Below are 21,426 nucleotides of genomic sequence, written 5' to 3' on the forward strand. Positions count from 1 at the left end.
GGTCACCGCGTCTAGTACACGTCCCTTCGGTACCGCCCCTGCTCCAGCAGCCCGTCCACCACGGGCCGCCCGAGGATTTCCACCAGCGCCGCGTCGACACCCGACGCCATGCCCTGCAGGCTGCCGCACACGTACACCGCGGCGCCGCGGCCGACCCAGTCGCGCACCACATGGGCCACGCCACGCAGGCGGTCCTGCACGTACAGGCGCTCGGCCTGGTCGCGCGAGAAGACGAGGTCGGTGCGGGCCAGCAGGCCATCGGCCTGCCACGCCTCGATCTCGTCCCGGTAGTAGGCATCGAACGCGGCCTGGCGTTCGCCGAACACCAGCCAGCACTTGCGCCGCCCCGATGCTGCTTGCGCACGCAGGTGCCCGCGCAGGCCGGCCAGGCCCGTGCCGTTGCCAATCAGGATCAGCGGCCGCACCGCGTTGTCACCGAGGCGGAAGTTGGCATGCGCGCGCAACCGCAGGTCGATGGTGTCACCCACCGCCGCCCCGTGAGTGAGCCAGCCCGACGCCACACCGAGGGTGCCGTCCGGATGGCACTCCTGGCGCACGAGCAGGTGCACACGGCCGTCGGCAGGCACCGAGGCGATCGAGTACTCGCGCGGCCGCTGCGGGTCGTCCGGCGCGCGCACCTGCACGAGGTCGCCGGATGCCCAGTCGGCACGTTCACCCGAGGCGGGTTCCAGTTCCAGGTGGTACGTCGGGCCGCCAGCGCTGCCCGGATTGAGGTGGGAACGCGTGACCAGGCGCCACGGCTCCCACGCCGGTGCCTGCCAGTCGGGCAGGTCGGAGGTGCCGGCCAGGTGGCTCAACCGGTGATGCCAGTCGGCCAGGGCCGTGTCGTTGGCGTTGTCCACCTCGATGCGCTCGAAGAGCGGCGACGCGCCCGCGGCACCCAGCCAGGCATCGAGCGCACGGCCGAAGCCGCAGAACTGCCTGTATCCGCGGTCGCCCAGCGCCAGCACACCGTAGTGCAACAACGGCAACGATGCGGCGCCGGCCATCAGGCGGCGCACGAACAGCGAGGCGTTGTCGGGGGCATCGCCCTCGCCGCAGGTGCTGGCGATGAACAGGGCCCGCTCGGTGGCCACCAGGTCGTCGGCCGTGACGGCCGACAGCGCCAGCAGGCGCGTGGGCACGCCGGCGGTGTGCAGGGCCTCGGCGGTCTGGCGCGCGAGCTGTTCGCCGAAACCGGTCTGGCTCGCGTAGGCCACCAGCACCGGCGGCGTGCCCCCAGGCACCCGGCGCGGCTCGGCGTGGCGGCGGTGCGCGCGCCAGCGTGCACCCCAGATGCCACCACACACCAGCAACCACGTGAGCACCACGCCGGCCGCGGCCAGTTGCCGAGCCGCGGTGGATCCCCATTCCAGCAGCATCACGACATCATTCCTTCGAAAGCCCGGCTCCAGCGTTCGTGCACGCGCCCATCAGCGCCCCGCACGATCGTGTGTGCGGCCAGCCCTTCGCGGTCTGCCAGCGCCAGGCCCTCGTCGGGCCCCAGCACGGTCAGCGCGGTGGACCACGCATCGGCCAGCACACATGCACGGTGCAGCACCGTCACCGAGGCCACGCCGTTGTGCACGGGCCGGCCATCGCGCGGGTCGATGGTGTGGGCATGCCGGTGGCCGGCCACCTCGAAGAAGCGGCGATAGTCGCCCGACGTGGCCACCGCGAGGCCGTGCAGTGCCACCACGGTGTCGTCGAGCGCCGCGCCGGGCGGGGTTTCCAGGGCAACCCACCACGGCTGGCCATCGGGTTTGACACCCGTGCCCTTGAGTTCCCCTCCCACCTCGACCAGGTGGTCGTGCACACCACGACGCGACAGGTAGGCCGCGACCTGGTCCACACCAAAGCCCTTGGCGATGCCCGAGAAATCGAGTTCGATGCCACCCGGCTGCAGCACGCGCCGCGCGCCGGCATCCACCGCCAGGCGCTCCCAACCACCCTGTTCACGCACGGCCTGGACCTCGGCGTCGGCAGGAGCCTGGAAGCCGGGTTCGTCGTAGCGGCCCGTGGGGCCGAAGCCCCACAGGTTGACGAGCGCACCGGCGGCCGGGTCGCAGGCCCCGCCGCTGCGGCGGGCCACGTCGAGCCCGTGTGCAAGCACCTCGAAGCAGGCCGGTGGCAGCACGCGCCACGTGCCGGCCTCGGCCCGGTTGAAGCGGCTCAGGTCGGACGCCGGTTCCCACGGGCTCATCTCGGCAACCACCGCGTCGAGCTGCGCCTGGATGCCCTGTTGCCACGACGGCAGGTCGGGCGCGGCCGGGCCCACGAACCGCACCGACCAGGTGGTGCCCATCGTGCGGCCCTGCAGGGTGTGCAGTTGCCCGCCGAGGGCCGGGCCGGCCGGGTCGACGTCGGCAGGGACGAGGACACGCCTCATGGGGCGTCGATCTCCAGCGCGCTTACTGCGGAAGCACTTCCAGCGTGGCCGAGTAGCTGGCGCGGCGCACCGGTTTGTCGAGCGAACCCGACGGACCGGCCGGGGCCGCACCGGCTGCCGGGCGCGGCGAACCCCCGTGGCTGGCCGAGAGCCAGTACATGCCCGGCGCCGGCCACTTGACGCTGAACTTGCCGTCGGCATCGGTGGTGACCTTGATCTCGCCGAGCTGGTTGCGGTAGCGGATGCCACCCGGGATCACGGTGACTTCGATGCCGGCCGCCGGTTTGCCGTCGATCAGGAAACGGAACGAGGCCTGGTCGCCCGCGAACAGGTCGTTCGGGTGCGTGATGGGCGCGAGTTCGAGGCCCTGGTTCGTGGGCTCGAACACCTTGTCGGACGGTTTGCCGGACGTGACGAACACCTCCATGCGCGACTGGTTGCGCGAGACGCTCAGGCCCTCCGCGTTCGCGGGGATTTCCTTCGCGAGCGATTCGGCGGTGCCGCGCGCGCGCTTGGTCTCGGTGCCCACCTTCCAGCTGGCCATCATGCCGTCGTTGATCATCGCGAGCTTGTACGTGCCCTTCTGCGACAGCTTCAGGTCGAACGAACTGCGGAACTTGCCGGTGCTCAGGTTTTCGGGCGTGGCCTTGGTGCCATCGGGCGCGAAGGCGAGCAGGCCATCGAGCTTGACGGGCGTGTGCTCGAAGTAGAAGAGGTCGTTCGAGACGGCGGCGTCGACGGTGACCCACGGTTCGTTGCCGGACAGCACGGTGGCCGACGGCAGCATCCAGGGGCGGTGGGCATGGGCGGACATCGGGAGCACGGCGGCCAGCGCCAGGGCGATCAGGTGTTTCATGGTCAGGTCCTTGGGATGAGGGCGATCAGGGCTTGGTGTCGATGGACACGGCGCCGAGCTCGTGTTCGCCCTTCGCCTGGTTCGATTGCGGGCCTTTCGGCGGCCAGGTGAACGGCACCCGCACCAGCTCGCGGCCACCCACTTCCCGCGCGGCCTCGACCACCACCTGGTAGTCGCCGGCCGGCAGCTTGTCGAGCGGCGACTTCGCGCCGCTGAACGTCAGCGTCTGTTCACCGGGCGCGCGCGTGGCGCCGCTCAGGCCGTCGACGGGCATCTGCAGTTCGCGGCCGCTCTTTCGCCACCACTGCCGGATGTCCTTGAGCCACTTGGTGCCCTCGTTGTTCTTCTTCTTCAGGTCATACCAGACCGCGAGGTTCGCGGCGAACGACTGGTCGGCCTTTTCGATCCAGATGGCCGTGTACGGGCGGTGGTACTCGGCCACCGTCAGGCGCGGGATCTCGACCTTGACCGTCAGGTCGGCCGCCCACACGGACGGCACACCCAGCACCGCGGTCATCGCAACGGAATAGCGCATTCGCATGAAAAACCTCGTTGACAAGAAAATCAGTGGATGAAGAGCAGCGCCAGCACCACGGGGACCACGATCCCGAGGCCCACGATGGGCCAGGTGGTGGGCCGGTTGGCGGCGTGCATCTTCATGATGAAGAGGCCGGTGATCGAGAACAGCAGTGCGGCCACGGCAAAGATGTCGATGAACCAGCTCCAGGCGGCACCGGTGTTGCGGCCTTTGTGGAGGTCGTTGAAGTAGGAGATCCAGCCGCGGTCGGTGACTTCGTATTCGGTGTCGCCGCTCGCGCGGTCGATGCGCACCCAGGCGTCGCCTCCGGGCCGCGGCAACGCCACGTACACCTCGTCGGCCGACCACTCGCCTTCGGCACTGTCGGCCACCTCCACCTTCAGCGCCTCCGCGAGCCAGCGGCGCACCCCCGGGGGCAGCGGGCCCGCCTTCTTGTCGGTGTCGCCCGCCAGTTCGGCACGCAGCGCCTCGGGCACCTGTCCGGTGCGGTTCGTGACCTGGGGCTTGCCCTCGATCTGCGCCGCATGGTTGAGCGTGATGCCCGTGACACTGAACAACAGCATGCCCAGCAGGCACAGGGCCGAGCTGATCCAGTGCCACTGGTGGAGTGTCTTGAGCCAGTAAGCCCGCTGTCGATTGTTCTGGTTGGCGTCCATCGGATCCCGGGGTCCGTACTGCCTTGGCGCGCTGGCTCTGGGCCGCCGCGCGGAGCGGCGTGTGATCTTGTTCGTATTACGTCAGCAGTGTAGCGCAGAATGAGAATCAGTCTCAACTGAAAGATTGATGGCCCGGCCTCCCCGGAAGGAGCCGGGCCGGCCGGTCAGAAGCGGTAGGTCACGCTCGCCACGGCGTTGCGGCGGCTGCCGAACCAGCAGTCGCCCCGGCTCAGGCAGGTGGACACGTACACCTTGTCGGTCAGGTTGCTGACGTTGAGGGCCACGCGCCAGCGTTCGACGTCCCATGCCACCATGGCGTCGAGCAGGGTGACCGACGGGGTGGTGGGTGCCTCATGATCGTGGAACGCGCTGAACCAGCGCACGCCCGCGCCTGCACGCAGGCCGCTCACGCCACCCAGGGCAAAGCGGTAGGAGCCCCACAGCGAGGCCTGGTGCGTGGGCACCGTCTCGATGGTGTCGTCCACGTGGATCTGGTTGTAGTGGGCCACCATGTCGAGCGCGCCCAACGCCCCCTTGGCCTCCAGCTCGACGCCGTGTCCCTTGACCTCCGCGAGCACGTCGTAGACATTCGGCTGGGGCTCCGAGATCTGGTTCTTCTCGCGCAGGTCGTACGCGGCCGCGTTGAGCGAATAGCCGCCGCCCACGGGTTCGTACTTGAGGCCGGCCTCCCACTGCTTCCCACGCAGCGGCGCGAAGGTCTGCCCGATGCCGCGGTTCAGCTGCACCGAGAACGACTCGCTGTAACCCACGTACGGCGTGAGGCCGCCCGGCAGGTCGTACATCACGCCGAAGCGCTTCGTGGTGGCGTGGGACGACGTGGTCTCCGTGCCGGTGGTTTCGTTGCGCGTGCGATCGTGGCGGAAGCCGGCGACGCCGATCCAGCGGCCAAAGCGCACCTGGTCCTGCACGTACAACCCCCCCTGGCGCACGACGGACGGTGCGACCTGGCTCATCGCCGGCACGACCAGGTTGCCGTAGACCGGGTCGTAGGCGTCGATCGAGGCGGTGGTGCCCGCCGGGTAGTAGTCCGGGGAAACGATGCCGCTCTCGCCCGTGGTGGCGCTGCGCGCCAGGTCCAGGCCGGCCAGCAGCGTGTGGCGGGCTTCACCCGTGGTGAGGTGGCCTTCCACGTGCTGGTCGGCGGAGAGCATCTTCACCCGTGTGATGGTGGCGTCGGCATAGCGGCCGATGAGGCGTTCGGTGGCATCGTCCGGATCGCCGAAGTCCTTGCTGCTCGAGAACGAGTCGCCGTAATGGGTGAAGTAGTCGACGTCGTTGATCGAGTAGCGCGTGTTCTGGCGCACGGTCCACGTGTCGTCCACGCGGTGTTCGAACGCCCAGCCGATGCTGCGGCGGTCGGAGTCGTAGCGGTCCCAGCCGGGCTCACCGATGAAGCGGTTCGTGGGCAGCTTGCCGTTCGGGTTGTCGAGCACCACACCCGACCACGGGAAAAACTGCGACGTGCTGCCCGAACGGTCCTTCTGCGCGAGAGCCATCAGCGTCAGCGACGTGGCCCCGTTGGGCCGCCAGGTGAGCGACGGGGCCAGCAGCGCGCGGTCATCCCGCACGTAGTCCACCTGCGTGTCGGACTTGCGGGCCACGGCCACCACACGGTACAGCCAGTCGCCATCGGCGGTCAGCGGCCCCGTGAAGTCGGCCTGCACCTGCTTGCGGTCGTGGCTGCCGTACTGGACGCCGATCTCGCGGCTCGCTTCGGCCTGCGGCCGCTTGCTGACCATGTTGACGACACCGCCGGTGCTGCCCTGCCCGAACAGCATGGCCGACGGGCCACGCAACACCTCGATGCGCTCGAGCGTGTACGGGTCGGCGCGGGTGCTGCTGGTGTAGTAGCCGAACGACTGGCGCAGGCCGTCGAGGTACTCGGGGATGGCGGTGCCGCGGATGCGGATGCCGTCGGAGCGGCTGTCGAGGCCGTAGGCATCGGAGCGCACGCCGGCGGCGTAGTTCAGCGCATCCTGCAGGGTGGTGGCGCCCTGGTCCACGATCTGGTCGCGCGTGACCACGGTGATCGACTGGGGAACCTCGCGCAGCGGCGTGTCGGTCTTCGTGGCCGAGATGGCCCGTTTGGCGCGGTAACCCGACACGGGGCCGGTGGCCGTCTCCGCCGAGCCCCGCACCTTGACACCAGGCAGCGAGGTTTCAGGCACCGACGCAGCCGGTTCAGGGGTGGCGACGGCCTGCGCCCAGGCACCAGACATGGCGACCGCGAGGGTCGAGAGGGCCCAGGCGGGCCGAACGGGGAACTTCATGACGTGAGGCTTTCATGGGGCGTCCTGGCTGGCGTCTGCGGGCGGGAAACGGGGGAAACGGAGAGGGAAAAGGGAGCGGCGGCCGGGCGTTCACGGCGCCGGCTTGGCCGGTGGCAGGGCCGGGGGCGCCTTGGGGCCGGTGGGCTGGTCGAACGTCAGCGTGGTGACGAACATCGCGACGTCGTACTTCTCGGGGCCCGACGCGCCGGGGCGTTCACCGGGGCGCTTGTCCGTGTGGCGCACCTCGACAGCGTAAGGGCCCTTCCACGGCAGGTCCACGCGCACGAGGCCCTGGTCGTCGGACTTCAGCGTGCGGGTCCAGCCCGAGGCCGCCACCACCTCCACCTTCGCGCCCGCCAGCGGGTTGCCGATGAACACCACTTTGAACTCGCCGACGTTGCGGGTGGGGAACACGTCGAGCGCCAGCGCGGGCTCCTGGGGGCCGAGGTCGGGCACGTAACGTGCGGCCGGGATCCAGACGGTGCGCGCCACGGTGTCGCCGTCCTTCTTGTCCCAGGCGGGGTGGCGGCTCTCCTGCGCCAGGATGACCTGGCCTCGCGTGACCCGCACGCCCAGGTCGAACGCGTTGGCCGTCTTCTTGACCGTCAGGGGGTCGCTTCCTTCGAGCGTCACCACCTGCGCCTCGGGCTGCGGCAGCTTGTCGAGCGAGCCCGGCGATGTCTCGCGCAGGTTGTCGCCGTACTCACCGAAGTACAGCTTCGCATTGCCGTTCTCCTGCTCGATCCAGAGCTGGTGGGCCGACACGGGCAGCGACAGGACGCCGGCAAGGCCGAGCAGGGCGGTGATGAGGCGCATGGGCAGGCTTTCGAGGGAAGTGACGGGGATGTCAGGACGAGGAGAGGTCCTCGGCCGGCAACGCGGCGAGGCTGCGGGCGAACCCGGCCACGCTCGGCTGGTCGAGGTACACGCAGCGCTTGCCGGTGCGCTTGCAGTGGTCCTTCACGAGCCAGTAGGCGTTGTGGCTCAGGCAGCCAGTCTGGCAGATGACGAGGTCGGCGGCCGCGAGGCTCGCGTCGAGGCGGTGGGCGTTGTCCTCGATGCCGCCATCGTGATGGCTGAAACGGCCTCCGTGGCGTTCGACGAGGTCGCGGTAGATGGGGATCTGCGCGTGGCGGCCACCCACGCAGAGGATGCTGCGTTCGGCGAGCTGCACCGGCGTTGCCACGGGTGCGGCCGTGTGGCGGCTGGCCTGGGCGGCCCGCGCAGTGGCGGCATCGGCCTCGCGTTCGGCCGCGGCCAGGCCGCGGCGCAACTCGGCCACCTCGGCGTCGAGCGCGCGGTTGCGGACGGTGAGGTCGGTGACCCGTTGCGCGAGGTGCAGGCGGGATTGCAGTTCCGGCATGGCCTCGCGAAGGCCCGCCACCTCGGCGCGCAACGCCTCGATCATCGTGTCCTTGCTGATCGACGTGGCACGGGCCTGCATCAGCTCGGACGCCACGCGGTCGTGCTCGAGCGCGCGTTCGGCCTGGGCCTGCGCCACACGGGCGCGGGCCTCGCCCACTTCCCTGGCCAGCTCGCGGTTCTCGCGCGTCACCTCGGCCAGCTGGCGCACGTCGGCGCGCACGGTGGCGCCGGCCTGATGCTGGATCATGTGGATGTCGCGGCAGATCTGGTCGTGCAGCTCGGTGGTGCAACGCGGGTGCGTGAGCGCAGCCCACAGCGGCGCGGCCACGTCGCCCGCCTGCATGGCGGCCTGCCACAGGGCCATCATCGCCTCGCCGGTCTTGGCCTTGCTGAAGTAGCGCACGGCATGGGCACAGCGGCGCTCCAGCTCGCGTTGCACGGCCTCGGAGACGCGGTTGCGCTGGCCACACTCGGTGACCACGCCCACATGGAGGTCGTAGTCGAGGGCCAGCGTCTCGCCGCCGAGGGCCTTGTTCACCACGCGGCGCAACGTGTCGAGCGGCAGGCACACCCCCACCACGGGGCAATGTGCCGTACGCGGCACTTCCCACAGGCGCTTGCGGCGCGAGCCGGTGGCCGGGGCGGTGTCGGGTGGCAGGTCGGGGGCGACGAGCGCCGTGAAGCTTGGGGGTTTGGGTTCACACATGGCCGCGGGCTCCTCTGGAAACAGCGTCGTGGAAAGGCACGGTGATTGCTCGATCGTGCGCACGGGCTGGCGGGAGCGGGCTGGTGCGAAAGGGTGACCAGTTATTTGGTCAGGATCAATTTTCCGAGCGAGGTCTGCTTGAGGCGGTACAGCGCGCCGCGGTGCTCGATCTGCACCTCGTTCGCGCCGGCCAGCAGCGATTCGCTCGAGATGCAGACCACCTGGGGCTGCTGCGCGGCACGCACCGGCACACGCACGAACTCCCGGGTGGCGCCGGGCGCCGGGGCGGCATCTTCTCCGCCCGGCGCCGGCACGTCAGGTTGAAACGGTTCGGCGCCCATGGCTCAAGGCGTCTCGGGCTCGCTGATGAACCCGACCTTGCTCAGGCCGGCCTTCGAGGCGTCGGCCAGCGCCTGGGCCACGGAACGGTACGCGGCGTTCTGGTCGGCGCGCAGGTGCACTTCGGGCTGCGGCTGCTTCTTGCCTTCGAGCACGAAGCGGCGGGCCGCCTCGGCACGGTCGACCGGTTCGCCGTTCCAGAAGAGCTTGCCGCCCGCGTCGATGGCGAACTCGATCTTCTCGGCCTTCGCGACGTTGGGCGCCGAGCTGGCCTTCGGGAGGTCGAGCTTCACGGCCTGCGTGAGCAGCGGTGCGGTGACGATGAAGATCACCAGCAGCACCAGCATCACGTCGATGAGCGGGACCATGTTGATCTCGGCCATCGGGGCGCCGGCGTGTTTGGAATCGAAGCTGGCGAATGCCATGGGATGCTCCTTTCGAACAAGCGGGAATCAGGCCGCGCGCGGACGGGTGCCCGGGCCGGGACGCACGTTCTGCACCGGGGCGTTGTCGGCGCCGCCAGCGGCCAGCGGCTGGCCCATCGACACGAACGTGTGCAGTTCGTAGGCGAAGGCGTCGAGTTTCGACAGGATCACGCGGTTGGAGCGCGTGAGCCAGTTGTAGCCCATGACAGCCGGGATGGCCACGGCCAGGCCGAGGCCGGTCATGATCAGCGCCTCGCCCACCGGGCCGGCCACCTTGTCCAGCGTGCCCGCGCCGCTCATGCCGATGGCCACGAGGGCGTGGTACACGCCCCACACCGTGCCGAACAGGCCCACGAACGGGGCGGTGGCGCCCACGGTCGCGAGGATGGCCAGGCCGTTTTCCAGGCGGGTGGTTTCCTCGTCGAGCACCTTCTTGATGGTGCGCGTGACGAAGTCGCCCGACGAACCGGCTTCCTCGAGCTTGGCCGCGCCGTACTTGGCGTGGTGGGCCTGCGAGTGGATCGCGTGGATGGTCAGGTGCGAGAACGGGTCGTTCGCGCCGTGGGTGGTGATCTCGTGTTCCACGGCCTCGAGCGAGCTGGCGTTCCAGAAGAAGTTCAGGAACGACTCGCTGCGGCGCTTGCGCGCCACGAGCGTGATGCCCTTGATGACGATGATGGCCCAGGAGGCGATCGACATCAGGATCAGGATCACGAGCAGCGACTTGCCGACCACGTCGGCCTGCGCGATGAAGTGGCCGAAGCCAAGTGCGTTCTGGGAGGCGGCTGCGGCCGTTTCAGTGTTCATGGTCAGTCGTTCAGAGTGAATTCGATGGGGATGGGCGCGGTGACGGCGATGGGCCGGCCGTTCAACACGTAGGGCTTGAAGCGCCACTTCTTGAGCGCAGCCACCGCGCTGCTGTCGAGGCGCGAGAAACCGGACGAGCGCTGCACCTGCACCGACGTGAGCGCACCGTGTTCATCGATGGTGAGCAGCAGGCGCGTGGTGCCGGTTTCGCGCAGGCGCTTGGACACCGGCGGGTACTCGGGCTGCACCTGGAACAGCACCTGGATGTCCTGGCTCGAGATGGCGGTGGGCGCAGCCGGTGGTGCCGGCGGCGGCGGCGGGGGCACGGGCGCCGGTTCCGGCGCGGGCACCGGCACGGCCGGCGGCGGCTCGACCACGAAGGCCGGAGGTGCCGGAGAAGGCGTGGGTGCAGCGGCCAAGATGGCGGGCGGTGGCGGCGGCGTGCGCATCACCGGCTTGGGCGGTGGTGGCGGGGGCGGCGGCAGCTCGGGCTTCGGCGGCTCCGGTGCCGGCACGAAGTTCACGAAGATGGGCACGGCCTCGACAACCGCCTCGCGCACGGCGGGGATCTGCATCACGCCCCAGCCACCCCCCACGTGGATGGCGGCGATGGCAGCGATCACGGCGCGCAGCTGGACCTTCGTGAGGCCGTCGCGGCGCTGCAGCGGATCGATGCGCCGCGCACGCAGTGCGGACCCGGAGGCCAGCGGGGGCGGAGCTGAAGTGGTGGATGCGGCCATCGTGGTGAAGCGGAAAGGGTCGGTTCGACTTACAGCGCAAAGAGCAGCGCGAGGAACGAACAGGGAGCCGGTAGTCTAGCAGAAACAAGAACGATTCTCATTTGATTCGGGTCAACTATTTCGAAACGTGAAGCAGGCCACGTGCCGCAGCAAGACGGGTATGCTCGCCGCCATGTTGAAGATCCTCGTCCGCTGGGTGTTGCTTGCTGCCGCGCTGTTGTTCGTGGCCTACCTGTTGCCCGGTGTCACCGTGCATAGTTTCGGCTCAGCCATGTTGGCCGCGTTGATCTTGGGGTTGCTCAACGCCCTGCTCAGGCCGGTGCTCGTGATCCTGACCTTGCCCGTCACGCTGGTCACACTCGGGCTCTTCCTCTTTGTCATCAATGCGCTGATGTTCTACTTCGCGGCGCAGTTGCTGAGCGGGCTGGCCGTGGCCGGGTTCATGTGGGCGCTGCTCGGGTCGCTGGTGTACAGCGTGTGCGGTGTCGTGATCGACGCAGCCCTGGAAGGGCTGTTCAAGTAAGGCCCCCTACGGCGCTTCGCGCCGGTCCCCGGGAAGTGAGCCCCCCAGTCGGGCTAGCGCCTCCTGCCCCCAAGGGGCGCCCGCGGTCGCCCGGGGGACCCGGGCTCGGCGGTAGCTTGATCTGCGGCGTCGCTTCGCTCGCCTTCCTGGCGTTCGCGGTTCGAGGCATTGCTCGCTTCGCTCGCTCGCCGGATGCATGTCGTTCCGGCGAAAGCCGGGATCCATTGGGCCGATGGGCTCCGGCGTTCGCCGGAGTGACCAGAGAACCAGCCGATGCGCAGCGAGGCGGAGTGAGCCGGCACCCTTGATGCGCGGGATAGGTAACGGTGCCGCTGGAGACAGTGGTCGCGCGGGGGATTGGCCACTCGGAGCGCCCGGGAAAAGTTCCGGGAAGCTGGTGTTCGGGCGCATCTTTGGGTTACCTTTCTGGGCGCGACAGACAAGGTAACTCGGCTGCCGGGACGAGACCCGGCGCGGCCTCGCCAGAGAAAAACCTCAACACGCAACGAACAAGACAACATGGCGCAGGCGTCCGCCGAAGGACGCCCCACCGGAGGTCAGCGCCCCACGCCGTCTTCCTTGAACATCAACTTGATGCCCCGGATGGCCTGGCGGATGCGCGACTCGTTTTCGATCAGCGCGAACCGCACGTGGTCGTCGCCGTGGTCGCCGAACCCGATGCCCGGTGACACCGACACCTTGGCGCGGTCGAGCAGCAGCTTCGAGAACTCGAGCGAACCGAGCGCGCGGTAGGCCTCGGGGATGCGCGCCCAGATGTACATCGACGCCTTCGGGCATTCCACCGGCCAGCCCGCCTCCGTCAACCCCTTGTAGAGCACGTCACGCCGGCGCTGGTACTGCGCGGCGATGTCCTTCACGCACTGCTGGTCGCCTTCGAGCGCGGCGATGGCGGCCACCTGCAGCGGGGTGAACGTGCCGTAGTCGTGGTAGCTCTTGATGCGGGCCAGTGCGTGCACGAGGTCGGGGTTGCCCACCATGAACCCGATGCGCCAGCCGGCCATGTTGTAGCTCTTCGACAGGGTGAAGAACTCCACCGCGATGTCCTTCGCGCCGGGCACCTGCATGATCGACGGGGCCTTCCAGCCATCGAACACGATGTCGGCGTACGCCAGGTCGTGCACCACGAGGATGTCGTGCTTGCGCGCGAGCGCGATCACGCGCTCGAAGAAATCGAGTTCCACGCACTGCGCGGTGGGGTTGCTCGGGAACCCGAGGATGATCATCTTCGGCTTCGGATAGCTGCCGCGGATGGCACGCTCCAGTTCACCGAAGAAGTCCACGCCCGGGCCCACCGGCACCGAACGGATGTCGGCCCCCGCAATCACGGCGCCGTAGATGTGGATGGGGTAGCTCGGGTCGGGCACCAGCACGGTGTCGCCACGGTCGAGCGTGGCCAGCATCAGGTGCGACAGGCCTTCCTTCGAACCGATGGTGACGATGGCCTCGTGGTCGGGGTCGATGTCGACCGCGTAGCGGTCGCGGTACCAGTGCGAGATGGCGCGGCGCAACCGCGGGATGCCCTTGGACGTCGAGTAGCCGTGGGTGTCGGGCCGCTGCGCGGTTTCCACGAGCTTGCGCACGATGTGCTCGGGCGTGGCCCCATCGGGGTTGCCCATGCTCAGGTCGATGATGTCTTCGCCGCGGCGGCGCGCGGCCAGCTTGCGCTCGGCCGTGATGTTGAAGACGTAGGGGGGAAGGCGATCGATGCGCGCGAAGTTGCGCTTGCCCGAAGAGGACATGGGGAGGACTTTCACGTGAGCGCCCGGAACCGTCCGAGCGACGTTGCCGCGCAATGGGGCGCGGCTGAGTCGATCCTAGCCGAAAACGTCTGGCGCGATCAACGTTTCGTGGGCTTCAGCGATGCACCCCGCACCTCGAACGTGACCGCCTGCACGACACGCCCGCCCGGACCGAGCAGGCGCAGTTCGTGCCGCCCGGGCCATGGCGCCCACGACAGCTTTTCACCGTGACCGATGCGGCGGCCGTCGAGCCACCACGTGCCGCGCTCCCCCTCGAACGCCACGCGTTGTGCGGCAGGCGGGATGTCGGGGTCGAGCGCGTAGATGCTGCCCTGCCTCGGCGTGGTGATGCCGAACCGCTGCTGCGCGGGTGGCGGCAGCGCCACCCCACCCGGCTGCATCCCCGCGAGGAACCAGTCGTCGCGCACCGGTTCGCCGTCCGGGTGCACACGCTCCGCAACGACACCGGCAGGCGCCGGCCCCCGCACCGACGGGTGTCCGTCGTGCAGGTACCGCATCACGGCCTGCCACACGGGGGCCGCGCCGCTCGTGCCACTCACCTGGTGCATGGCCTCGCCGCTCGCATTGCCCACCCACACCCCCACGGTGTAGCGGTCGGTGAACCCGATGCACCAGTTGTCGCGCATGTCCTTGCTGGTGCCGGTCTTGGCGGCCGCGAACCCCTTCGTCACCAGCGAACTGTCGAGTCCGAACGTGCGCGCACGGGCCGTGTTGTCGGCCAGGATGTCGGTGACGAGGAATACCGCGGCGGGGTCGGCCACGCGTTTGGGCGCCGCCGGGCGCTGCGCGGTGGGCACCGGTGCGTACATGCCGCCATTGGCGAGCGCACGGTACGCGTTGGTGAGGGCCATCAGCGTCACGTCGGCGCCCCCGAGCGCGAGCGCGGGGCCGTAGTGGCCACCATCGTGGGGCAGGTCCAGGCCCAGGGCGTTGAGGCGCGCCACGAGGGCGTCAGGGCCCAGCAACGCCCCCACCCGCACGGCCGGCACGTTCAGGCTCGCACCGAGCGCGGTGCGTGCGCTGACCCAGCCCTTGAACTGGCGGTCGTAGTTCTGCGGCAGGTACAGGCCCGTGGGCGTCGAGATCTCGGCCGGCGAATCGTCGATCAGGCTCGACGGCGACAGCAGCCGGCGCTCGAATGCGAGTTCGTAGATGAAGGGTTTCAGCGTGGACCCGGGCTGGCGGCGGGCCACCACGCCGTCCACCTGGGCCGCGTCCGACAGGTCGCCGCTCGAACCCACCCACGCCCTCACCTCGCCGGTGCGGTTGTCGAGCACGAGCACCGCACCGTCCTCCACGTTGCGGGCCGTGAGCGATGCGAGGTGACGGCGCAGCGTGTCGCGCGCGAACCGCTGCGTGCGCGCGTCGAGCGACGTCTTCACGGCGGGGCCGGGTACCAGCGCCAGCTGGCGGGCGTAATGAGGCGCCAGCTGTTCGCCGAGCGCCGGGCCGCCGCGCCGCACGAGCGCCGACGCCGCGAGAGACACCACGCCGGTGCACGACTGCTGCTGCAGCTGCAACACGCCGCAGGCGCGCTTGGCCACCGTGTCGGGACCCGCGTTGGGGCCGCGCAGCAGCGATGCGGCAATGGCCGCCTCCTGCACGTCGAGCCCGCTCGGGTGTTTGCCAAAGAGCGTCTGCGACAGCGCGCCGATGCCCACGAGTTCGCCGCGGAACGCCGCGAGGTTCAGGTAGGCCTCGAGGATCTCGCTCTTTTTCCAGCGGGCATCGAGCCTTGTCGCCGTGTAGGCCTGGCCCACCTTCTGCCCCACCGAGCGGCCGCCCGCGGGCCGCGCGAGGCCCTCGTCGAGCAGGCCGGCGAGCTGCATCGTCAGCGTGGACGCACCGCGCGTGCGGGTGTTCCACAGGTTCGCCCAGGCGCTCTGGGCCACCGCGCTCCAGTCCACGCCGCTGTGTTCGTAGAACCGCCGGTCCTCGCTCAGCACGATGGCCTGCAGCAGCGCCGGCGAGATGGCCTTCAGCGGCACCCAGTCGAGCCGGCGCACGGTGCGGTCCACGCGCACCGTCTGCAGGGGTTCACCCCGGCGGTCGAGCAAGGTCACGTCGGACGAGCGGTGGGCCGCTCGCACCTCCGCGAACGTGGGCACCGCGTGCGCCGACACGGCCGCGAGGCCAAGCAGCATCACGGGCGCCCACCGCAGGTTCACGGCTTGACCTCCAGCGCGGCGTTGGGTGTTTCACCGAAGGTTTCGGGCGAGTACATCGCCTCGACCCGCGTGGGCGGCACCGCGAACACGCCCGGGTTGTTCAGCCGCACGGTGTATTCGATCACGTGCTTGCCCCTCGGCAGGTACTCGAAGTAGCTGCGGAAGGCCTCGAAGCTGCGCTCCTCGAACGTGGGTGCGGCCCTGTCGCCCGACGCGGGCTGTGCGGCGATCTCGCTGTCGCGGCCGAGGCCCGACCCGAGCAGCGTGCCGCCACCCGGCACCGGGTCGCTGACCACCACCCACGTCATGTCGGACTGCGCGTCCACGTCGAGGCGCACGCGCATCACGTCACCGCGCGACCACGAACCCTTCACCTTCTGCTCCACCGCGGTCACGGTGCGGGTCACCGCAAACCCGGCACGCAATGGCGCCTTCAGCGGCACGGCGGCCAGGCTCTGCACCGTGAGCCATGGCTTGCCGGTGCCTTCCTGCGTGACGGACAGCGTGCCGGTCTTCTCGGGCCACGGCACCATCACCGCCCCGCCCTTCGGCTGGCGCGCCCAGTCGATGGCCAGCGACGGGCCACCGGTGGTGGCCACGGTGCGGCCCGCGATGCGCGCCGACTCGAACTTCGCCGCGAACTTGTCGAGCGCGAGCGAACCCCACAGGTTGGCCGTGGTGGTGAGCCACGCGCCGCGTTCCTGGCGGCCCAGCGCACCCACGACCATGCGCGGCACGTCGTCCTGCCAGGCCGGGTTGTCGAGCACCGCGAGGATCAGGCGCGCCGCGTTGGCGTCCGCGCTGTCCATCAGCCACCACCAGAAGTCGTCGTCCTCGTTGCTGAAGCGCATCGTGGTGCCGGCGTAGGTCATGCGGCTGCGCAGGATCTGCTCGGCCTCGGCGAAGCGCTTGGGCTGCTCGGGGATCTCTTTCACGCGGCGCAGGATGTTGTACCAGTCGATCACCGCGGCGGTGGGCCACAGGTTCGGCGTGAGGTTGATGGAACCGAGCATCTTCGGTGTGGCGCGGTTGTAGCGCGACAGGGCCTCGATGGCGGCCAGCTTGCGCACGTCCAGGTCGTCACGCGGCGACCAGAACTTCCGTTCGATGCGGCCCTCGACGAAGGCGGTGAGGCCTTCGAGCATGCTGTCGCGCGCCGGGGTGGCGAGCGCGAAACCCGCCTCGTGGGTGGCGGCCAGCAGGTAGGCCGTCAGGCGGTCGCTGCCGCGCGGGGCATCGCCTGCGCGCAGCGGGAAGTACGCCGCGAGGCCGTCGCTGTCGAGGTACGTGGGCAGCTCGTTCGACACCGCGGACCACATCGCCTTGTCTCGCAGGCCCACGGCCTTCGACGTCTTCTGCTCGAGGCACACGTACGGGTACGTCTCGAAGAACCGGCGCATGCCCGGCAACGCGCCGGTGAGCGACGCCTGCACGCCCACGTTCAAGCCGCCGCGCAGCACGCCGCCCATCGCGAGGGCATCGGCCGGCGCCGCCACCGGCAGCGTGGCGCTGCCGTCGAGCTGCTGCAGCGTGGCCTGCAGCACGCGCACCGGCACGGCCGGGCTCACGAGCTGGTTGAACTTGAGGCGGTCACGCACTTTGTCGCCGCCCAGCTCCTCGGCCGAACCTTCCCACGACAGGCTCACGGCGTCGGGGGGAACGGTCACGCCCCACACCACGTCCTTCGCGCTGCCCGCGGGCAACGCGACTTCCTGCGGTGCAAGCGTCAGCGGTTCGCGCTGCAGGTCGGTCTTGCCCGGCAAGGCCTTGTTCGCGGTGGCGGACAAGGACGCGCGCACGGTCATGTCACGCGCGGTGGTGTTGCGCAGCGTCAGCATCGCGGTGAATTGATCGCCCTCGCGCACGAGCGGCGGCAGGCCCGGCAGCATCTGCAAGTCCTGCGTGACCTTGATGCTGGTGTGGCCGGAGCCGAACTGCTGCACGCCGGCATCGGCCACCGCCACGAGGCGGAAGCTGGTGAGCGAATCGTTCAGCGGCACCTGCACGACGGCCTCGCCGTTGGCGTCGAGCGGCACGTTGGCCTTCCACAGCAGCAGCGTGTCGAACAGCTCGCGCGTGGGGTTGCGCCCCCCGTCGCCGCCCGCGGGCAGCGCCTTGCGCCCATAGTGGCGCTTGCCGATGATCTCGCCCTGGCCGGTGCTGGTCTCCACGCTCCAGCCGCGCGGTTGCATCATCGCCCCCAGCAGGTCCCATGAGGTGTTGTCGCGCAGGGCCAGCAGGCCCTCGTCGACGGCCGCGAACGCGATCGCGCCGCCCTTCACGGGTTTGCCGTCCTGCGTGACCTTGATGCGCGCGGTGGCCGTCTGGCGCACCGAGTACTGCGGCTTGTCGGCGGTCACTGCCACCTTCAGCTCGTGGTCGGCCACGCCCACCGAAAAGGAGGCCACGCCCAGCTTGAACGCGGGTTTCGAGAGGTCCACCATCGCGGTGGGGGCCTCGTACTCGCGGCCCTCGTACCAGTACGCACGCGCCCAGTCCACCGGGTCACGCCAGCCCCACGTGAACAGCGAATACCACGGCACGTCGCGCACGCGGCCACGCAGCGCCAACACGCTGACGTAGACGTTGGGGCCCCAGTTGCGCTCCACCTTCACCTCGACCGTGGGGTCGTCGCCGCGCAGGCGCACCACGCGGGTGTCGACGATGCCCTCGCGCTCGACGCTCACGAGCGCCGTGGCCTCGCGGAACGGCATGCGCACCTGCAGGCGGGCCACCTCACCCGGCTGGTAGAACTTCTTCTCGGGCAACACGTCGATGCGGTCGTCGTTGTCCTGCGCGAACCACATCTCGCCCTGGCGCGTGACCCACACGCTCGCGCCGGCCTGTGCGGCATTGCCCGCGCCATCCTTGGCCTGCGCCACGAGCTGCACTTCGCCGGCATTGTTCAGCGTGGCCTCGCACAGCACCAGGCCGCGGTCATCGGTCTTGCCGCTGCACAGGCTGCCGAGGTCCTTGGCCTCGGTGCGGTTGTCGTACGCATAGAAGCCGCCCACCAGCCGCTTGCGCGTGCTGGTCTGCTGCGCCCACTGCCCGCGCACCTCGACGGCCTGGCTCTTGATGGGCCGGCCGGTGGTGTCGAGCGCCAGCACCTGGAACTGCACACGCCCCTTCGTGCTGACCCACGAGCCGGTCTTGATGCCCAGCACCACACCACTCGGCCACACGGCCGTGCGCATCGAGGCCGTCTGCACTTCGCCGTTCGGGTCGTTGAAACTGAGTTCGGTGACGATCTCACCTGGCACCTTCAGCGCCGGCAGGTCCTTCAGCGTGACCGTGGCCGCGCCGTTCTTGTCGGTGGCGAGCGGCAGCTTGTCGGCCACCAGCTTGCCGTCGCCCGGCACCTCGCCCTCACCCTCGCCTTCGTCATGCTGGCCCGACAGGTCACGCGGCGGCTCGAACGAAAAGCCCTCGTAGCCGTTGAACTGGACGTAGCGGCCCTTCAGCATCGCCGACACACGCAACCCGCCCTGCGCCATGCCGCCGCCCGACAGGTAGGTCAGCTGCACACCCACCGGCAGTTCGCGCGGCGCCACCACGGGACCCTTCGGCCCGCTGAGCTTCGCATCCACCAGCGGAACGCGGAACTCTTCGACGCGGAACGAGCCGGTGGTCCAGGTTTGCGGTTGGCGGGAGTCGGGCCGGTCGCGTTGCATCTGCACGGTGTAGACCCCGAGCGTCGCGTTCGCGGGAATGTTCCAGGTGGACACCGCGTAGCGGGTGCCCTGCCAGGTGAGCGGTTGTTCGAACGTCCGGCCGGTGCCTTCGTGCATGATCTTCAGGCTGGAGGGCAGCTCGGCCGCCTTCAGCGGCGCGAGGCCGGCGGACGTTTCGGTGCGGATGAAGTGTTTCATCGACAGGGTTTCGCCGGCGCGCAACAGCGTGCGGTCGAAGACGGTGTGGGCGCGTGCGGTGGCCTCGTGGTCGTAGTTGCGAGGCAGGCCGAAACGCCACGACTCGATGCCCTTGGTCCAGCTGCTGAACACGAAGGCCATGTCACCGTCGCCGCCGCTGCGGTCGTTCAGGCGGGCGACGACCATCAGGCCGTCAGGCGATTCACAATTGCCGCGTGGGGACTCGATGGGTGCGCCCACGCGTGCGAGGCCGTTCACGTCGGTGCGGCCGCTCCACAGCCGCGTGCCGCGGCAATCGTTGATGGTCACCTCAGCGCCTTCGACGGGCCGGGCCTTGTCGAGCGTGGTCACCCACACGAGGGCGTTTTCCTGGCTCTGCTTGAAGTGCACCGCAAGGTTCGTGACCAGCACGCCGGTGCGCACGTACATGGGCGCCTTGCGGTCGAGCAGGCTTTCGCCGAGGCGGCGCGACTCGATCTCGACCACGTGGTACCCCGCCTCGTTCATCGGGATGCCCACCACCTCGAACGGCCGGGGGTCACCACCCACGAGTTGCGGCAGCTGCGCGAGCGTGGCGCCCTTCTGCGACTTGAGCATCGACGTGCCGCGGCGATCCCAGTCCTCGTGGCCCTTCTTGAGGCGGGTGTACCAGCTCAGGATGTCGGCGTCGGTCTTCAAGCGCAGCGTGCGCACCGCGCCGCTCGAGGCTCCGGGGCGCAGGTCACCCTGCACGTGGCGCAGCGTGACGGGCAGCATCGGCTCGGCGTTGCGTTCGATCACGCCGAACGGTGCGGTGGCGAACTTGGCGATGGGCGGCGCGTCGCCGGTGGCCACGTCCAGCGGGAACGACGACGCGTTCGCCAACGGCCGGCCGCTCGTGTCCTTCAGGTCGGACGGCAGTTCCAGGCGGAACGTCATCTCGGGTGGCAGCGGGCCCTTGAACGTCAGCGAATTCACGTCTGAGCCGCCGCGTTCGATCGTGGGGGCGATGGATTTGCCCTGTTCCGGCACGAGTCGGGCCTTTTCCGCGAGCGCCCGCGGTACCGCCGCGGTGAACGTGACCTGCAGGTCACTCAGCGGCCAGCACGGGGCCCCGGCGCGTTCGCGGCTGCACGAGAACTCGGCGCGCAGCACGGGGCGCACGCGGAACTGGAACCGCTGGTCGACCTTCGTGACGACGGCCGGGTTGGCCGCGGCGGCGATGCCCTTGCCCCAGACGAGGCGCACCGGGGTGTCGGCCGGCAGCGTGCGGCCGCAATGGACCACGAGGGTGCGGTCGGCCTGGGCTTTCGAATGGCCGAGGGACGTGAGGATCTCGTCGCGGTCCCTGCCCGTCACCACCTGCACGGGCAGGCGGTCACCGAGGCCTTCGATCTCGCAGCGGGTGTTGGCCGTGACCGACGACGGCGTGGCAGCACCGCTCAGCGACAGCACGAAGTGCTGGTCTTCCTCGATGGGCGAATCCCTGCCGCTGGACGGCTGGATCGACAGCACGGCCGGGCCTCCGGTGCTGAAGTCGTACTTCGTGGCACCGGTGAGCGTGCCTTGCAGCGGCTTCCATTCGGGCTTGGCCTGCAGCGTGCAGCGCACCCCGGGCGGCAGTGCGTCGTTGAAGTCGTAGAGCCACACCCGGTCGTCGGACCAGCGACCCGCGCCAGGCGGCACCTTGCCTTCGCATGCGAGGCTGAACGGGTCGGGCAACCGCAGATCGCCAAGGGGCACGACCGCCTCCGAGAACTTCACCGTCACCTGGCGCACCTGGGCCACCTCGCCCTGCGGGGTCACGGAAACGACGGTCGCGGCGGGTGCCGCGGCGGCGAACACCAGGGTGGCGGCCGCGAGGAGTGCGCGTCGAACGGAAGAAAACGTCATCAAGAGATCCCTGCCCTAATTTGGCCGCAAGGATAACGGGTGTAGGGGCGCCGGAGGCCCCCTCTCAACGGGGCCGTGGGCCCGACGACACACCAGAC

Annotated in this window: 16 protein-coding genes; 1 reads left to right on the forward strand and 15 read right to left on the reverse strand. The window is 69.6% G+C overall.

Annotated elements, in window-relative coordinates; translation table 11 throughout:
• Nucleotides 1-11: 11 nt before the first annotated feature.
• The 12 genes from ASC87_RS15710 to ASC87_RS15765 all read right to left on the reverse strand — a co-directional run bounded on the left by ASC87_RS15710 (nt 12) and on the right by ASC87_RS15765 (nt 11,112).
• Entirely contained in the window at nt 12-1,376 is a 1,365-nt protein-coding gene (locus tag ASC87_RS15710) for a sulfite reductase subunit alpha (RefSeq protein WP_369820770.1), read from the reverse strand.
• Between the two features lie 5 nt (nt 1,377-1,381).
• Nucleotides 1,382-2,389, reverse strand: a complete 1,008-nt coding sequence (locus tag ASC87_RS15715; protein WP_056663751.1) for an FAD:protein FMN transferase — start codon at nt 2,387-2,389, stop codon at nt 1,382-1,384.
• A gap of 22 nt (nt 2,390-2,411) precedes the next feature.
• On the reverse strand, nt 2,412-3,245 hold the full coding sequence (locus ASC87_RS15720) for a DUF4198 domain-containing protein (protein ID WP_056663754.1): 834 nt from the start codon (nt 3,243-3,245) through the stop codon (nt 2,412-2,414).
• A gap of 25 nt (nt 3,246-3,270) precedes the next feature.
• Nucleotides 3,271-3,786 carry a DUF2271 domain-containing protein gene (locus tag ASC87_RS15725; RefSeq protein ID WP_056663757.1) on the reverse strand — a complete coding sequence of 172 codons (516 nt, stop codon included), beginning with the start codon at nt 3,784-3,786 and terminating at the stop codon, nt 3,271-3,273.
• Nucleotides 3,787-3,809: 23 nt separating this feature from the next.
• Nucleotides 3,810-4,439 carry a PepSY-associated TM helix domain-containing protein gene (locus tag ASC87_RS15730; protein WP_056663760.1) on the reverse strand — a complete coding sequence of 210 codons (630 nt, stop codon included), beginning with the start codon at nt 4,437-4,439 and terminating at the stop codon, nt 3,810-3,812.
• A 164-nt stretch (nt 4,440-4,603) separates the two neighbouring features.
• Complete coding sequence (locus tag ASC87_RS15735) at nt 4,604-6,730, reverse strand: TonB-dependent siderophore receptor (protein ID WP_056663763.1); 2,127 nt, start codon at nt 6,728-6,730, stop codon at nt 4,604-4,606.
• A 90-nt stretch (nt 6,731-6,820) separates the two neighbouring features.
• Nucleotides 6,821-7,546, reverse strand: coding sequence for a hypothetical protein (locus ASC87_RS15740; protein WP_056663766.1), 726 nt, complete (start codon nt 7,544-7,546; stop codon nt 6,821-6,823).
• Nucleotides 7,547-7,577: 31 nt separating this feature from the next.
• On the reverse strand, nt 7,578-8,801 hold the full coding sequence (locus tag ASC87_RS15745; RefSeq protein WP_082568660.1) for a DUF2325 domain-containing protein: 1,224 nt from the start codon (nt 8,799-8,801) through the stop codon (nt 7,578-7,580).
• A 101-nt stretch (nt 8,802-8,902) separates the two neighbouring features.
• Nucleotides 8,903-9,142, reverse strand: a complete 240-nt coding sequence (gene hemP, locus ASC87_RS15750; protein WP_056663768.1) for a hemin uptake protein HemP — start codon at nt 9,140-9,142, stop codon at nt 8,903-8,905.
• 3 nt (nt 9,143-9,145) lie between these two features.
• On the reverse strand, nt 9,146-9,565 hold the full coding sequence (locus ASC87_RS15755) for a biopolymer transporter ExbD (protein ID WP_056663771.1): 420 nt from the start codon (nt 9,563-9,565) through the stop codon (nt 9,146-9,148).
• A 27-nt stretch (nt 9,566-9,592) separates the two neighbouring features.
• A complete protein-coding gene (locus ASC87_RS15760) occupies nt 9,593-10,372 on the reverse strand; it encodes a MotA/TolQ/ExbB proton channel family protein (protein ID WP_056663773.1) in 780 nt (259 codons plus the stop codon).
• Nucleotides 10,373-10,374: 2 nt separating this feature from the next.
• Complete coding sequence (locus ASC87_RS15765) at nt 10,375-11,112, reverse strand: energy transducer TonB (RefSeq protein WP_056663776.1); 738 nt, start codon at nt 11,110-11,112, stop codon at nt 10,375-10,377.
• A gap of 172 nt (nt 11,113-11,284) precedes the next feature.
• On the opposite strand from ASC87_RS15765, the gene ASC87_RS15770 reads away from it, so the two are divergent.
• Nucleotides 11,285-11,635, forward strand: coding sequence for a phage holin family protein (locus tag ASC87_RS15770; protein ID WP_235582180.1), 351 nt, complete (start codon nt 11,285-11,287; stop codon nt 11,633-11,635).
• A 557-nt stretch (nt 11,636-12,192) separates the two neighbouring features.
• Here the strand turns inward: ASC87_RS15770 and alaC are convergent.
• From alaC to ASC87_RS15785, 3 genes are all read right to left on the reverse strand, one after another.
• On the reverse strand, nt 12,193-13,395 hold the full coding sequence (gene alaC / locus ASC87_RS15775) for an alanine transaminase (protein WP_056663779.1): 1,203 nt from the start codon (nt 13,393-13,395) through the stop codon (nt 12,193-12,195).
• A 98-nt stretch (nt 13,396-13,493) separates the two neighbouring features.
• The gene (pbpC, locus tag ASC87_RS15780; RefSeq protein WP_157604073.1) at nt 13,494-15,560 is read right to left on the reverse strand and encodes a penicillin-binding protein 1C; all 2,067 of its coding nucleotides are present in this window, start codon (nt 15,558-15,560) and stop codon (nt 13,494-13,496) included.
• Between the two features lie 20 nt (nt 15,561-15,580).
• Nucleotides 15,581-21,328 carry an Ig-like domain-containing alpha-2-macroglobulin family protein gene (locus tag ASC87_RS15785; protein ID WP_056663781.1) on the reverse strand — a complete coding sequence of 1,916 codons (5,748 nt, stop codon included), beginning with the start codon at nt 21,326-21,328 and terminating at the stop codon, nt 15,581-15,583.
• Between the last annotated feature and the right edge of the window lie 98 nt (nt 21,329-21,426).

It is taken from the genome of Rhizobacter sp. Root1221, from assembly GCF_001425785.1.
In the GTDB taxonomy this organism is placed as follows: Bacteria; Pseudomonadota; Gammaproteobacteria; order Burkholderiales; family Burkholderiaceae_C; genus Rhizobacter.

Excerpts from the sequence above, each read along its gene's own strand:
- ASC87_RS15715 (WP_056663751.1), bottom strand. The coding sequence starts at position 2,389 with ATGAGGCGTGTCCTCGTCCCTGCCGACGTCGACCCGGCCGGCCCGGCC.
- ASC87_RS15720 (WP_056663754.1), bottom strand. The coding sequence starts at position 3,245 with ATGAAACACCTGATCGCCCTGGCGCTGGCCGCCGTGCTCCCGATGTCC.
- ASC87_RS15725 (WP_056663757.1), bottom strand. The coding sequence starts at position 3,786 with ATGCGAATGCGCTATTCCGTTGCGATGACCGCGGTGCTGGGTGTGCCG.
- ASC87_RS15730 (WP_056663760.1), bottom strand. The coding sequence starts at position 4,439 with ATGGACGCCAACCAGAACAATCGACAGCGGGCTTACTGGCTCAAGACA.
- ASC87_RS15735 (WP_056663763.1), bottom strand. The coding sequence starts at position 6,730 with ATGAAGTTCCCCGTTCGGCCCGCCTGGGCCCTCTCGACCCTCGCGGTC.
- ASC87_RS15740 (WP_056663766.1), bottom strand. The coding sequence starts at position 7,546 with ATGCGCCTCATCACCGCCCTGCTCGGCCTTGCCGGCGTCCTGTCGCTG.
- ASC87_RS15745 (WP_082568660.1), bottom strand. The coding sequence starts at position 8,801 with ATGTGTGAACCCAAACCCCCAAGCTTCACGGCGCTCGTCGCCCCCGAC.
- hemP (WP_056663768.1), bottom strand. The coding sequence starts at position 9,142 with ATGGGCGCCGAACCGTTTCAACCTGACGTGCCGGCGCCGGGCGGAGAA.
- ASC87_RS15755 (WP_056663771.1), bottom strand. The coding sequence starts at position 9,565 with ATGGCATTCGCCAGCTTCGATTCCAAACACGCCGGCGCCCCGATGGCC.
- ASC87_RS15760 (WP_056663773.1), bottom strand. The coding sequence starts at position 10,372 with ATGAACACTGAAACGGCCGCAGCCGCCTCCCAGAACGCACTTGGCTTC.
- ASC87_RS15765 (WP_056663776.1), bottom strand. The coding sequence starts at position 11,112 with ATGGCCGCATCCACCACTTCAGCTCCGCCCCCGCTGGCCTCCGGGTCC.
- ASC87_RS15770 (WP_235582180.1), top strand. The coding sequence starts at position 11,285 with ATGTTGAAGATCCTCGTCCGCTGGGTGTTGCTTGCTGCCGCGCTGTTG.
- alaC (WP_056663779.1), bottom strand. The coding sequence starts at position 13,395 with ATGTCCTCTTCGGGCAAGCGCAACTTCGCGCGCATCGATCGCCTTCCC.
- pbpC (WP_157604073.1), bottom strand. The coding sequence starts at position 15,560 with ATGCTGCTTGGCCTCGCGGCCGTGTCGGCGCACGCGGTGCCCACGTTC.
- ASC87_RS15785 (WP_056663781.1), bottom strand. The coding sequence starts at position 21,328 with ATGACGTTTTCTTCCGTTCGACGCGCACTCCTCGCGGCCGCCACCCTG.